The sequence below is a fragment of the Gordonia sp. NPDC003422 genome (assembly GCF_053588675.1).
Genome location: NZ_JBSFQL010000006.1, coordinates 39674 through 54288, shown reverse-complemented (window position 1 = coordinate 54288; position 14615 = coordinate 39674). Strand labels below are relative to the sequence as shown.

The following is a 14615-nucleotide window of genomic DNA, read 5'->3' as shown; positions in this document are numbered from 1 at the left end:
ATGGAGCCCATGGCCACGAGACCCGGTGAACACGCAGCGCGCTCCGCGTTGCGCACGCGGCTTGTCGCGGCACCCGAGGTGGCCGACGCGAAGCGTGCCTGGCCGCCGCATGTCGATCGGGTGATCACCCACGGTGTCGATACGGCTGGACCGCAGGACGGCGCGTGGCGGCCGTTCCGCGTGCACGGCGGGCCGGGTAGCGGGAAGACCGCGCTGATCGTCGACGCGGCGGTCGCGCGGTTGCTGGCACCCGACGTCGATCCGGAGTCGGTTCTTGTGCTGGCATCGAGCCGGCAGGCGGCGGCGACGCTGCGCGAGGAGATCACGAGGCGAGTACTCTCCGCCGATTCCGAAAACCAGCGGGCGTTGGGTGGTGCGCTGCGCGAGCCATTGGTCCGCACGGTGCACTCCTATGCCTTCGCGATCCTGCGGCTGCAGGCGTCCGCACACGGCAATCCGCCGCCACGACTGATCACCGGTTCCGAGCAGGACGTGGTGTTGCGAGAGCTGCTCGCCGGCGACATCGAGGACGGTGCCGGGTATTGGCCGGCGCATCTGCGGCCCGCGCTCGGTACCGACGGATTCGCCCAGGCGCTCCGCGATCTGATGATGCGGGCGGCCGAGCGCGGCGCCGGACCCGAGGAACTCGCGGCACTCGGGCGCAAGCACCGCCGGCCGGAGTGGGTGGCCGCGGCACGGGCGTATGCGCAGTACGAACAGAACATGCTGCTGCGCGGCGCCGTCGGACTCGAGACGCCCGGCGCGTCGGCACCCGCGGTGGATGCCGCCGAACTCGTCGGGTCGGCTTTGTCGGCCTTCGCGACCGACCCGGATCTGTTGACCGCGCAACGTTCCCGCATCCGACACCTGCTCGTCGACGACGCGCAGCATCTGGATCCGCAAGCCGCACAACTGGTCCGGTTGGTCGGGACAGGTACCGCATCGACCATCATCGCGGCCGACACCGACCAGTCGGTCTTCGGGTTCCGGGGAGCCAGCCCGCGTTTCGTCGACGACCTCGCCGAGTCCGGTTCGGATCGAGATGTCGTGCTGGAAGAGAACTTTCGCAGCAATCCGGAGATCGAGCGGGTGGGGAAGGTGCTCGCGTCGCGGCTGCCCGGTGCGCGCCCGCATCCCTATCCCAGCGCGTCCGGTCCCGACATTCCGGGCGCGGTCGATGTCAAGGTGTTCGGCTCGGCGGCCAAGGAGGCCACCGCTGTTGCCGATCTGCTCCGCCGCGCCCACCTTTTCGACGGGATCGCGTGGTCGCGGATGGCGGTGGTGGTGCGGTCGGTCTCGCTGGCGCTGCCCGCGCTGCGTCGGGCGTTCCGGTCGGCGGGGGTACCGCTCACCACCCCGGCGAGCGGGCTGCCGCTGCACCGCCAGCGTGCGGTGGCGGCGCTGATGCTCGCGCTGCGTGCGGTTGCGGCGCGTGCGGCCACCCCCGACGACGCAGATGAGTTGTTCACCGTCGAAGATGCAGCGGCCCTGTTGTCGGGGCCCGTCGGCGCCGCCGACCCGGGCTCGCTGCGCAGGTTGCGCCGTGGGATTCGGCGCATCGACGAGAAGAATACGAATGGCGATGCGGATCAACGGGATTCGTTGACCGCGTTGCGTGACGCGATCGTCGACGATGCCGTCGGGTCCCATTACTGCGAACGCCTCACCGAGGCCGAACGTGCGCCGTTGCGACGGGTGCTCGACGTCGTCGAATCGGCATACGCGGCACATTCGACTGGCCGGGGGATCGAGGAAACGCTATGGGCCGCATGGCAGCGGACCGGTCTGGAACGACGCTGGGCGTCGGCCGCGATGCGCGGCGGACCGGCGGGCGAACAGGCCGACCGTGACCTCGACGCGGTGATGGCGATGTTCGAGGCGGCGGGGAGTTTCGCCGACAACCTGCCCGCGGCCGGGCCGGGAGGGTTCGTCCACTACCTGGGACAGTTGCAGATCCCGCGGGACAGCCGGGCCGCCGCCGCGATGACCGACTCGGTGACGGTGTGCTCGGCGCATGCGGCGGTGGGTCGCGAGTGGGATGTGGTGGCCGTCGCCGGCGTGCTGGACGGTCTGTGGCCGTCGCTGCGCAGTCGTGGAAGCGTACTCGGCACCGGGGCGCTGGTCGACCTGCTCGACGGGGTGGATCCCGATGCGCTCGACAAGCTCGCACGCCCGGTCGCCGCGCTCGCCGACGAACGGCGGCTGTTGCTCGTCGCGTGCACGCGGGCACGGCGGCGGCTGCTCGTCACGGCGGTCGAGGACGGGAGCGGTGACGCCTCGCCATCGCGTTTCGTCGGTGAACTCGCCGATGCGGTGACCAGATCCGACGGGCCGGCACACGACCCCGGTGAGGAGGGCACACCACTCGATCCCGGTGTGCAACGGGTGCTTTCGCTTCCTTCGCTGGTTGCCACCCTGCGATCCGTCGTCGTCGCGGGTGGAGCCGAACCCGACGAGCGCACGCGGGCGGCCGTGCGGCTGCTTGCGCAGCTGGCCGACTCCGACATTCCCGGCGCGCATCCACGCGACTGGTTCGGGTTGGCCCCGTCGAGCACGGATCATCCCCTGTGGACTCCGGAGAAGGGGCCGGTAGTTCTCTCCCCATCCAACGTCGACGCACTGAGCAAGTGTTCGCTGCGTTGGTTGCTGGAACGCAGCGGCGGCCGCGACGGCGACGCCGCACCCGCGGTCACCGGAAGCCTGGTCCATACGCTCGTGCAGGCGGTGGCCGGCGACCTCGACCCCGACGAGGTGACCGCGGCGCTGCGCGGCATCTGGGACCGCATCGACACCGGCGCCGCCTGGTTCTCCGCGCGTGAACTCGAACGTGCGGAGTCGATGCTGGTGCATTTCCGGGACTGGCTGCGCATCTCGCGCGCCGACCTCACCGAGGCCGGTGTGGAGTTGCCGGTGGATGCGACGGTGCCCGCCGACCCCGGGCCGCCCGATCCCGACCGGCCCGGTTCCGACCTCGACGTGCGTCTGCGCGGCCGCGTCGACCGGCTCGAAACCGATTCCGCCGGAAGGCCGGTCGTCGTCGACGTGAAGACGACCAAGTCGGCCATCACGAAGGCCGACGCGGAAGGCCATGCCCAGATGGCGGCCTACCAGGTGGCGATCGCCAACGGCGGTGTCGCCGCTCTCGGCCGCACCGAACCGGGCGGAGCACGACTGGTGTACGTGTCCTCTCCGCATCGCAGCACGGGCGCGGCGGAACGCACCCAGCCGCCGCTGTCGCCGGAACTGCTCGACGAGTGGATCGGCGTCGTGCGCCGCGCGGCCCGGGCCAGTGTCGGTCCGGAATACGCGGCAACCCCCAATCCGGGGTGCGTGCACTGTCGTCTGACGACGAGTTGCCCGGCCCAGATCCAGGGCAAGGCGGTCACCGATGATTAGCGCGAGTTCGCTGGCCGCCGCGCTGGGTCTGCCCAATCCCACGCCGGAACAGGTCGCGGTGATCGAGGGCCCGGTGGAACCGATGCTCGTGGTCGCCGGCGCCGGTGCCGGCAAGACGGAGACGATGGCCTCCCGGGTGGTGTGGCTCGTCGCCAATCAGATCGTCGGCCCCGACGAGATCCTGGGACTCACCTTCACCCGCAAGGCGGCCAGCGAACTCGGCGCGCGCATCCGGCGTCGGCTGTCGATGCTGTCCGGATCGCCTGCGCTCCGGTCGTGGGATCCGGACGGTTCGCTGACGGCCCGGCTGCGGGGCGCCGACCCCGAAGTCAGCACCTACCACGCGTATGCCGGCCGGCTCATCGGCGATTACGGTCTCCTGCTGCCCGTCGAGCCGCATTCGACGCTGCTCAGCGAGACCGAGCTGTGGCAACTGGCCTTCTCGGTGGTCGCCAACTGGCCGGGCGAACTGCACACCACCAAGACACCCGCGACCGTCACCGAGATGGTGCTCAAGCTCTACGGCGAGATGGCCGAACACCTCGTCGACGTCGACGACCTGCGGCGCGCGGGGTCGGATCTGTACGACATGGTGATGACGCTGCCGAAGGGGCCGCGCCAGCGCGGCGGGCCCAATCAGTCGCTGTTGCGGGTGCGGGAGGTGATCGACGAACGGCGGGAGCTGATCCCGATGGTGGTCGCGCTCGCCGACACGATGCGCGAACAGGCAGCGCTCGACTTCGGCAGCCAGATGTCGATGGCCGCGCGGCTCGTCGTGGCCAATCCGGAAGTGGTTGCCGCCGAACGCACGTCGTTCCGCGCGGTGCTGCTCGACGAGTATCAGGACACCGGACACTCGCAGCGGGTGCTGCTGTCGACGCTGTTCGGCGCCCGTGGGGCCCGCGCGCATCCGGTCGCGGTGACCGCGGTCGGCGATCCGATCCAGTCCATCTACGGCTGGCGTGGGGCGTCGGCCGCCAATCTGCCGCGCTTCGCCGCGGACTTTCCCCGTCCCGACGGCAGGCCGGCGGAACGTCGTGAACTGCTGACGAGTTGGCGCAACTCGGTGAACGGGCTTCGCCTGGCCAACCACATCTCCGAGGAACTACGCCGCCGGGGCATTCCGGTGAGCGTCCTGCGCCCTCGGCCCGACGCCCCGTCGGGCACCGCGTCGATCACGCTGACGCAGACCGTGCTCGACGAACGCGCCTGGGTTGCCGACGCGATCGAGGCGCACTACCGCGCCGCCGAGGATTCCGGGGAGGCGCCACCGACCGCCGCAATTCTGGTGCGCCGCAACGAGGATTCGGCACCTCTGGCCGCCGAGCTGGAGGCGCGGGGAATTCCGGCCGAGGTGGTGGGTATCGGTGGGCTGTTGCACGTGCCGGAGATCGAGGACATCGTGGCGACGCTGCGGGTGATGGCAGATCCGATGGCCGGCACCGCCGCGATGCGACTGCTCACCGGCGCCCGATGGCGGCTGGGCGCGGCCGATCTCGCCGCCCTGTGGCGGCGCGCCACCGAGCTGGCCGCCGAAGAGATCGCAGCGGCCGGCGGCACCGTCACCAGCCGCGAACAACTCGACGCCGCACTGGACGCGGTTCTGCCCACCGAGGTGGTCGATCGCGCCGGGATCGCCGACGCCGTCATCGATCCCGGCGAGCCGACCCGCTACAGCCCCGACGGATATGCCCGCATCCGTGCCTTCGGTGCGCAGTTGGAGTCGCTGCGACGCCGCATCGGTGCGCCTCTGCCGGAACTGGTCGCCGACGTCGAAAACGTGATCGGCGTCGGGGTCGAGGCGCAGATCCGGGCGCGGCGGATGCGTGGCGCGATCACCGGTCGCGAGCACCTGGACGCCTTCGCCGAGTACGTCACTCACTACGCCGACCGTCCCGGAGCCAATCTGCCTGGCCTGCTTGCCTTTCTGCAAGCGGCCGAGGCCATCGAGAAAGGTTTGGAACCGGGCCGGATCGAGGTGGCGGCCCAGCGGGTCCAGATCCTCACGGTGCACGCCGCCAAGGGCCTCGAATGGGATGTCGTGGCGATTCCGCATCTGTGCAAGGGAATCTTCCCGGGCGGCAAGGCTGATTCGACGTGGCTGGGCAGCGCGCGGGAACTCCCGGCCAAGCTGCGCGGAGATCTGGCGGTCGCCGCGGAACAGGGCAACGATCATCCCGAAGGCTTTCCGACGCTCGATCTGCACACGGTCGGTGACCGAAAAGAACTCGAGGACAAGCTGACCGAGCACAAGGAGGCAATCGCGCAGCGGCGGCTCGAGGAAGACCGCCGACTCCTCTATGTGGCGCTGACCCGAGCGCGCCACGACGTGTACATCTCGGCGCACCAGTGGTCGGAGACCGGGGACAAGCCGCGCGGCGGATCGGACTTCTTCGCCGAGTTGCTCGCCGAGATCTCCTCGACCATCGCCGACCCCACGGCGAACTCCGACGGCCTCACGGTCGACACCATCGCACCCGACCCGGAGGACGGCGCAGCCAATCCGCTCGCGGAGCATGTGGTGGCCGCGCCGTGGCCGGCGGATCCACTGATCGGACACCGGGATTCGGTGCAGACGGCCGCCGACCTCGTGCTCGCCGAGATCGCCGGCCGCGATCTGCCCACGCTGTTCGACGACGCACCGTCGGCCGAGAGCGGGGCACAGACCGACGATGACGAGGTGGCGGCGTGGGAGGCCGAGGTGTCGGCGTTGCTGGCCGAACACCGGGCCGGGAATCAGGCACTCGTGGAGGTCGAGTTGCCGACCCATCTGTCGGTCAGTCAGCTCGTCGAACTCGACATCGATTCCGATGAGTTCGCGCGCCGGTTGCGGCGTCCGACCCCCTTCCGGCCCAACCCGACCGCACGGCGCGGCACCGCTTTCCACGCCTGGGTGGAGCGATGGTTCGGCGCCACCCGACTCCTCGACATCGACGAACTGCCCGGAGCCGCGGACGCCGCTGCCGCCCCCGACACCGACCTCGAGGCCCTGCGTGAGGCGTTCCTCGCCTCGCCGTGGGCGTCGCGCAGCCCGAGCGAGGTGGAGGTGCCGTTCGAGACAGTGATCGGCGGGATCGTCGTCCGGGGACGGATCGACGCCGTGTTCGCCGAGCCCGACGGCGGCTGGACGGTGATCGACTGGAAGACGGGAGCGGTTCCGGAACCGGCCCGACGCGAATCGTTGTTCGTCCAGCTCGCGGCGTATCGCATCGCGTGGGCGCAGTTGGCCGGGGTGCCGATCGATCGCGTGCAGGCGGCGTTCCACTATGTCCGTTCGGGTCATACCCTGCAAGCCGACCACCTGCCCGACGAAACCGCTCTCGCGGCGAAGCTCGCACCATGAGCTCGATGCGTTAGATTCCTCAGTGTGAGCGAACCGTTCGAGCACCGATGCGGCCATGCGTAACCGCCTGCGCCGACGATTCGCCGGCGAACAACTCGCCGATCGGCCCGATTACGACCTGGTCGGGGTCGTCCGCATCCCGGAGCTGCAGCAGAGCCCTGGCCGTGCCATCGGCAAGCGGGTGGTGTTCGCCATCGTCGCGCTGTTCTTCACCGCAGGCCTGGTCTACCTCGACCGCGACGGCTACCGCGACGTCCAGGACTCGCCGCTGTCCTTCCTGGACGCCATGTACTATTCGGCGGTCACGCTCTCGACCACCGGCTATGGCGACATCACGCCATATACACCCGAGGCCCGGCTCATCAACCTGCTGATCATCACCCCGCTGCGCGTCCTGTTCCTGATCGTCTTGATCGGTACGACACTGGAAGTGCTCACCGAGCGATCGCGGCAAGCCCTCAAGATCCAGCGTTGGAGGAACAACGTGCGCAATCACACCGTCGTCATCGGCTACGGCACCAAGGGCCGCACCGCGGTCGACGCCATGGTCGGGGACGGGATCAAGCCCGCCGAGATCGTGGTCGTGGACGCCAACCCGGACGTACTCGAAGCGGCCGCTGCCGACGGCCTGGTCACCGTGCGCGGCGATGCCACCAAGTCCGATGTCCTGCGTCTGGCCGGTGTCGCCCACGCGTCGAGCATCGTCGTCGCCGCCAATCGCGACGACACCGCTGTGCTCGCCACGCTCACCGCCCGCGAGATCAATCCGCGCGCCAAGATCGTCGCGTCGATTCGGGAATCCGAGAACACCCATCTGATGCGCCAATCGGGCGCCAACTCGGTGGTGGTGTCGTCGGAGACCGCCGGACGGTTGCTCGGGATCGCGACGATGACCCCGTCGGTGGTCGAGGTGATCGAGGATCTCCTGACTCCGGATGCCGGATACGCGATCGCCGAACGTGAGGTCGAACCGTCGGAATCCGGTGGATCGCCCTCGCACACCCGCGACATCGTGCTCGGTGTCGTCCGCAACGGCACACTGCATCGGGTCGACGACGCCGAGGTCGAACAGATCGAGGTCGGCGACCGACTGCTCTATGTGCGCAAGGGGTCGGCGGAGTGAGTCGACGATGAGTGGCGCCGAGTTCAGCCTTCGTCAGCCGCCGCTGCTCTCGCGCGCGGGTTTCGATCGGGCCGACGAGATCCGCGACGATCCGGCGCGGATGTCCGCCGGTTGGCCGAGCGCCCGCGTTCTGCTGATCGACGCGGATGGACGCTACCCGGTCAACGACAGCGGGGGACTGCACTGGATCCCCGCCGCTGACCTTGCGGACGCGCCACCGGGCGACGCGATTCTGCTGGGCGTGGCCGGCGGCGACCTGTGGGCGCGCCGCGTCGACCACATCGACGGGCCGACCGACGACGCCCGACGCGGGGCGGTGCGGCTGTCCGCGGACGAGGCGGGTCTGCTTGCAACTGCTCTCGGAATCCTGAATTGGCATGCGACGGCGAGTTATTCGCCGGTCGACGGAGCGGCGACGGCGCCGGCGCGTGGTGGCTGGGTACGCCGCGGGGTCGACTCCGGACGCGACGAATTCCCCCGCACCGACCCGGCGATCATCACCGTCGTGCACGACGGCGCCGACCGCGTGCTGCTCGGCCGGCAGGCCGTGTGGCCCGACGGTTGGTATTCGACGCTCGCCGGATTCGTCGAGCCAGGAGAGTCGTTGGAGCAGTGTGTGATTCGCGAGGTCCACGAGGAAGTGGGCATCACCGTCACCGAACCGCGCTACCTCGGCAGCCAGCCGTGGCCGTTCCCGCGATCGCTGATGCTGGGTTTCGCCGCGATCGGCGACCCCGAGCACGAACTGCACTACCTCGACGGCGAGATCGGGCACGCGCAGTGGTTCCACCGCGACGAGGTCCGCGCGGCGCTCGCCCGCGGCGACGATTGGGTGCGACCCGAGGCCGGCGCCGAGACACCTGCAACTGACACCCATCGGCTCCGGCTGCCCGGTTCCATCTCGATCGCGCGGGCGATGATCGAGTCCTGGGCCGCGGGTTGAGGTGGGAACAGTGCGGCACCGCGTGGTGTTATTGACCACATGAGCAATGTGATCGACGACGAGGCCGGCGCGCGGACCTCGGACACTGGTGAACTGACCATGTACACCACCTCGTGGTGCGGCTTCTGTGCGCGACTGAAGACCGGCCTGCGCAGCAGCGGCATCCACTGGCAGGAGATCGACATCGAGCTCAACCCCGACGCGGCCGAGTTCGTGGGCAGCGTCAACGGCGGCAACCACGTGGTCCCGACCGTCCTCTACGCAGACGGCACCACCGCCACCAACCCGTCGATCGCCGAGGTCAAGGCCAAACTGGGCGTCTGATCGTCCCGACCTTCTCCCTCAACCCACCGCTCCCTGAGGTGCTCGAGGCGCTGGCCGAGAGCCTCGAAGGGCCTGGTGAGACAACAACTCCACCTCGCCATGGGCTTCGAGGCTCGCAGGCTCGCACCTAGCCAGCGGTAGGGGCGCCTCGCGCCTTCGCCGGCGGAAGAACGGTGGAAGCAGCATGGCGGGTAAGACGTCGGTGGTGGGTGAGATAGTGGACGGCGTGTCCGATCCGAGTCGTCTTCGCAATGCGCCAACGCAGGCCGCAGGCCTCGATCCCGAGCAGAGTGCTGCGGTCCTCGCGCCTCGCGGTCCGGTGTGTGTTCTGGCCGGTGCCGGAACCGGCAAGACGCGTACGATCACCCGGCGGATCGCGCATCTGATCGAGAGCGGCCAGGTCAATCCGGGCCAGGTACTCGCGGTGACGTTCACTGCTCGCGCCGCGGGTGAGATGCGGACGCGGCTCCGCTCGCTCGGAGTGGGTGGCCCGCGCGGCACCGACAGCGTTGCCGCCCAGACCTTTCACGCCGCAGCGATGCGCCAACTGCGTTACTTCTGGCCGCGAGCGTTCGGCAGCGCGCGGTGGGAACTGCTCGACAACAAGTTTCCGGTCGTCTCACGGTCGGCGCGACGCGCCCGACTCGACACCTCGACAGACACCGTGCGCGACCTCGCGTCGGAGATCGAGTGGGCCAAGGCGTCGCTGATCGATCCCGAGCACTATGCGGAGGCGGCGTTGCGCGTCGGCCGCGACACCCCGGCACCGCCCTCCCAGGTGGCTGCGGTGTACGGGCATTACGAGGATGCCAAGGTGTCGGCGGACGGTGACCGGATGCTCGACTTCGACGATCTGCTGATCTACATGACGCAGATCCTGGCCGCCGATCCTGGTGTGGCAGAAGAGTTCCGGTCACGCTACCGGTGTTTCGTCGTCGATGAGTACCAGGACGTGACCCCGGTACAGCAGGGTTTGCTCAACGCATGGCTGGGCGACCGGGACGACCTGACCGTCGTCGGCGACGCCAACCAGACGATCTACACGTTCACCGGCGCGACGCCGTCGTACCTGCTGGATTTCGGCCGTCGGTTCCCGGATGCGACGGTGGTCCGCCTGGAACGCGACTACCGGTCGACGCCGCAGGTCGTCGATCTCGCCAACCAGGTGATCGGGGCTGCGCGCGGGCGGATCGCCGGTACACGGCTCAAGCTGGTCGGGCAGCGGCAGGCGGGCCCCGAGCCGCAATTCGCTGAGTACGACGACGAACCGGCCGCCGCATCGGCGGTGACCGCTGAGATCGCGCGCCTGGTGGATTCGGGGGTGTCACCCGCCGAGATCGCAATCCTCTACCGCGTCAACGCCCAGTCGGAGAGTTATGAAGAGGCGCTGACCGAGGCGGGGATTCCGTATCAGGTGCGCGGCGGGGAGGCGTTCTTCACCCGGACCGAGATCCGGCAGGCGATGCGGCAGCTCACCGTGATGGCCGGACGTGAACTGCCGGCCGACGCCGAGGTTGCCACCGTCGTGCGCGCGGTTCTCGCCGAGCTCGGTTTGTCCGACGAAGAACCGGCCGGTGCGCAGGCACGTAGCCGGTGGCAGTCGTTGCGCGCCTTGGAGATGCTGACCGCCGACATGGTCACGGAGAATTCCGACCTCACGCTGCCTGAACTCGTCGCCGAACTGTCGGTGCGTGCGCAGGCGCGGCAGCCGCCGACCGTCCAGGGCGTCACCTTGTCGTCGTTGCATGCGGCCAAGGGACTCGAATGGGATGCGGTGTTCCTGGTGGGACTGACCGACGGTTCGCTGCCGATCAGCCAGGCGATCAAGGCCTCGGCCGACGAGATCGAAGAGGAGCGGCGCCTGTTCTACGTCGGGGTGACCCGGGCGCGCGAGCATCTGCACCTGTCGTGGGCACTGGCCCGTAACGAGGGCGGCCGCCCGCGACGCCGTTCGCGTTTTCTCGCCGACCTGGTGCCCGACGACTCTCCGGCCTCCCGTGTTGCGCCGGAGCGTAAGTCACGGCGAGGCCCGGTGTGCCGCGTGTGCGGGACTCGGTTGATGGATTCCACCGCGACGCTGCTGGGCCGATGCGCGGACTGTCCGTCCGACCTCGACGAGGGTCTGCTGGTGGCGCTCAAGGAGTGGCGCCGCGATCGGGCGCAGACGAAGAAGGTGCCGGCCTATGTGGTGTTCTCCGACAAGACGCTGACCGCCATCGCCGAGCAACGTCCCACCGACACCGCCGCGCTGGTGTCGATCTCCGGGATTGGTGCGCAGAAGCTCTCCGAGTACGGCGAGGAGATCTTGGATTTGGTGAAAACCGCAGGTCAAAAATAGGTTGTGCGATCCTGCGGACACCACCTACCCTGGTTGAGTCAGCACGGGGTGACAGGTGCGTGTCCATCGCATCGCAGGAGCTCACGTGGAAGCCATCGAGAAGGAAAGGAGCGGACAAGTGAACGGAATCAATATGTATCTGGCCGGCGGTAGCTGCCTGCCTGTGGCCAAGCCGTGTGCGGCACCCATCAGCGGTGTTGCGGCTGTCGATACCCGGATTCGTCGCGACCGCTCCTGGGCGGTCGCAGTACCGCGTTCGATGGCCCTCCATCTGGCGGCAACGCATGCAGCGTTCGCCGGAGCACCGGCCGCCGAAGCACGAGCGCTAGAGCGGTTCCCCGTGCAGCATCGAAGTTCATGGAGTAGTTGACTCCACGACATTCGGGCCACGGGCGAATCGCAGAAGCGAACCCGTGGCCCTTTTTGTGAAGCCCCACACGGTTCTCATCTCACGATGAGAAGCGAAGCGGCTCTCCCACATTGAGGACTCGGGTCGGAGAACACCCAAGTATCACGAGCAGATGTGGAGAGCAGAATGACTGTCGAATGCGTTCTCGAATCCTGTCTTTCGGCGAACCGCGTGTCGGTTGGCCGATTGGACCTGCCCTGCCAGGTGGCCGATGCAGACCTGTGGTTCGCCGAGGACCCGCGCGACCTCGAGCGCGCAAAGGAACTGTGCGCCGAGTGCCCGTTGCGGACGCAGTGCTTGCAGGCTGCGATGGATCGGGCCGAGCCCTGGGGTGTCTGGGGCGGGGAGATCTTCGAGCGCGGCACCGTCATCGCGCGCAAGCGGCCGCGTGGCCGCCCGCGTAAGACGGTCGCGTGAGAAGTGAAGAATCGGTTGCCATGGCGCTCGGAAAGCGAGCGCCATGGCAACCGATTGCTATTCGTCGAGGTTCGGGCGACGTCAGGCCAGGCCCGGAACCCACTTTTCCATGATGGCGCGGTACGGTGCGTTTGCCTCGAGCTGTGATGCGATGCCCACGCAGCCGCCGAGTACCCGGAAAACCATGACGAAACGCTTGGGCACGTTGAGATTTCGCGATGTCTTGTACACGTCACCCCGGACGTCGGTGGCCTTGCCCGCCGCGCGCTGCATCCACTTGCGGGTGAAGTGGAACGACTCGGTGTACAGCGGATCGACGTAGGGCTTCAGGTAGGCCTCGATGTCGGCGGCCTCCACCTTGTCGGCGCGGGACGCCAGAATGAAGTCCGACTCCACCATCAGCTCTTTGAGTTCGGCGTACTTCTTGTCGCGGGCCAGTCGCAGGATCGGTCCGGTCTCCGGCGGCAGTCCGCCGGGGTAGTGGCCGACCGCGCCGAAGTCGAGCACACCGAAGCGGCCGTCGTCGGCGATGAAGAAGTTGCCGGGATGCGGGTCGCCGTGGAGCAGACCCAACCGGAATGGTGAGCTCACCTCGAACTCGGCCATCCGTGCGGCGGCGGCATCGCGCGTCGCCTGGTCGCCGGTGGTGATGATCTTCGACAGCGCAGTGCCTTCGACCCATTCGGAGACGACCACCTTGGGCGCGCTCGCCACGACCTTGGGGATGAGGAACTGCTCGTCGCCGTCGAACTCTTTGGCGAAAGCACGCTGGTTGTCGGCCTCACCGAGATAGTCCAGTTCGGCCTCGGTCCGGTCGATGAGCTCGTCCATCATCGCCTTGACGTCGGTGCCGGGCGAGAGTTTCTGCAGCAGACCCGACATGCGCGACAGGGTCTTGAGGTCGGCCTTCAAGGCGTGGTCGGCGCCCGGGTACTGCACCTTCACTGCGACGGTGCGCCCGTCGGACCACACGCCCTTGTGGACCTGCCCGATACTCGCCGAAGCGGCCGGGGTGTCGGAGAACTCCTCGAAGCGTTCGCGCCAGCGGGTGCCCAGCTGTTGGTCGAGGACCTTGTGGACCTTGTCCGCCGACATCGGCGGTGCGTCGGCCTGCAGCTTGGTGAGTGCCTCGCGGAATGGCTCCCCGAACTCGTCGGGAATGGCGGCCTCCATGATGGAGAGCGCCTGGCCCACCTTCATGGCCCCGCCCTTGAGTTCGCCGAGAACCGAGAACAATTGCTCGGCGGACTTCTCCAGCAACTCCTGATTGACTTGGTCTTTGTCCTTGCCGACCATGCGCTTGCCGAAGCCTGCGGCCGCGCGGCCGGCCATTCCGATGGGGAGAGACGCCAGCTTCGCGTTGCGCCGACCCTGCCCCCTGGTGATGTCGGTCATAGCATCCTTTCCCCGTCAAGAATAGATGACGGACCCTCATGTTCGGCGCGGGGGCGACATTCGCACAGCGGGTGCGGCGGCCACTGCGTGAACTCGATGCGTGCCGTGTCCGGCCGGAACTCGAGGACCCTGTCGAACAGTAGCGGTCGCGAACCGTCCGACGCCGGACGGACACGGCCCGGGTTCTGCAGGGCTGTGCAGAGTTGCTCGATCTGGACATGCGCGAGTGCTGCGGTGGTGCGGATAGTTGCCGAACTCGCGTAGCCGGGCTGCCGGACGAGTTGCGCGGCGAGCAACGGCCAGTCGGGTTCCATCGTGGTGCGGTGGTGGTCGGCGCACCGCAGGCAACTGGACATGCCGGGGAGAACGAGCGGGCCGACAACACCGACGCCATCACGAACCCGGACCTGGAGGTGGGGAATGCGTAGTCGTGCCAGGGCGCTCGTCAAGCTCGGATCGTGCACCAGGAAGTCGGTCAGGACAACAAGATTCGTGTCCCAGGTCTCGATGGCTCCGGCGCCGGGGCGTCGTGCGGTGTGGCGTGCGGAGATCCCCGTCTCCGACAGCAGCGAACCGATCAGATCGGCCAGTGGCCCTTGCCCGTGAATACGTACGCGCAGTGCGGGTTCGGCGGACGCGGCCGCCGGCACGCGCGCTTTTCCGGCGGACACCAGGCGCGACAGGATCTCGTCGACGTCGGCGGTGTTGAGACCCGCGGCCCGGATACGCATGGCGACGTCCTCCGGGCGGCAGGGCTGCTGCATGGAACGCAGCAGGTCCGCCACCGCGGATGCCTGCACTTGGGCGTCGACGTCGATGACGAGACTGTCGGCCGGATCGGTGCCGATGTGTACCCGATTGGCCGGGCGCACGAGAATCGGTGTTCCGGGCTGGATCATCGGAAGCGTGGCCGGTCGGGTCTCCATG

9 protein-coding genes are annotated in these 14615 nt (G+C 68.4%); 7 read left to right on the top strand and 2 right to left on the bottom strand.

Features of this window, described 5'->3' with window-relative positions:
- The first annotated feature begins 9 nt into the window (after nucleotides 1-9).
- From ACWDTF_RS07165 to ACWDTF_RS07135, 7 genes are all read left to right on the top strand, one after another.
- Complete coding sequence (locus ACWDTF_RS07165) at nucleotides 10-3396, top strand: ATP-dependent helicase (RefSeq protein WP_449754181.1); 3387 nt, start codon at nucleotides 10-12, stop codon at nucleotides 3394-3396.
- On the top strand, nucleotides 3389-6739 hold the full coding sequence (locus ACWDTF_RS07160) for an ATP-dependent helicase (protein WP_240861573.1): 3351 nt from the start codon (nucleotides 3389-3391) through the stop codon (nucleotides 6737-6739). Before ACWDTF_RS07165 ends, ACWDTF_RS07160 begins: the two co-directional genes overlap by 8 nt.
- Nucleotides 6740-6794: 55 nt before the next feature.
- Complete coding sequence (locus tag ACWDTF_RS07155; protein ID WP_240861570.1) at nucleotides 6795-7862, top strand: potassium channel family protein; 1068 nt, start codon at nucleotides 6795-6797, stop codon at nucleotides 7860-7862.
- Between the two features lie 7 nt (nucleotides 7863-7869).
- Complete coding sequence (nudC, locus tag ACWDTF_RS07150) at nucleotides 7870-8805, top strand: NAD(+) diphosphatase (protein ID WP_449754180.1); 936 nt, start codon at nucleotides 7870-7872, stop codon at nucleotides 8803-8805.
- A 39-nt stretch (nucleotides 8806-8844) separates the two neighbouring features.
- On the top strand, nucleotides 8845-9129 hold the full coding sequence (locus ACWDTF_RS07145) for a mycoredoxin (RefSeq protein ID WP_240861564.1): 285 nt from the start codon (nucleotides 8845-8847) through the stop codon (nucleotides 9127-9129).
- Between the two features lie 184 nt (nucleotides 9130-9313).
- Nucleotides 9314-11467, top strand: a complete 2154-nt coding sequence (locus tag ACWDTF_RS07140; RefSeq protein WP_240861562.1) for an ATP-dependent DNA helicase UvrD2 — start codon at nucleotides 9314-9316, stop codon at nucleotides 11465-11467.
- Between the two features lie 535 nt (nucleotides 11468-12002).
- A complete protein-coding gene (locus tag ACWDTF_RS07135; RefSeq protein ID WP_240861559.1) occupies nucleotides 12003-12293 on the top strand; it encodes a WhiB family transcriptional regulator in 291 nt (96 codons plus the stop codon).
- Nucleotides 12294-12374: 81 nt separating this feature from the next.
- Here ACWDTF_RS07135 and ACWDTF_RS07130 read toward each other — a convergent pair whose 3' ends face one another.
- Nucleotides 12375-13688: an ABC1 kinase family protein gene (locus tag ACWDTF_RS07130; RefSeq protein WP_240861554.1), complete on the bottom strand. Its 1314-nt coding sequence runs from the start codon at nucleotides 13686-13688 to the stop codon at nucleotides 12375-12377.
- The gene (locus ACWDTF_RS07125; RefSeq protein ID WP_240861552.1) at nucleotides 13685-14614 is read right to left on the bottom strand and encodes a hypothetical protein; all 930 of its coding nucleotides are present in this window, start codon (nucleotides 14612-14614) and stop codon (nucleotides 13685-13687) included. The genes ACWDTF_RS07130 and ACWDTF_RS07125 overlap by 4 nt, the downstream gene beginning before the upstream one ends.
- Nucleotide 14615: the final 1 nt, after the last annotated feature.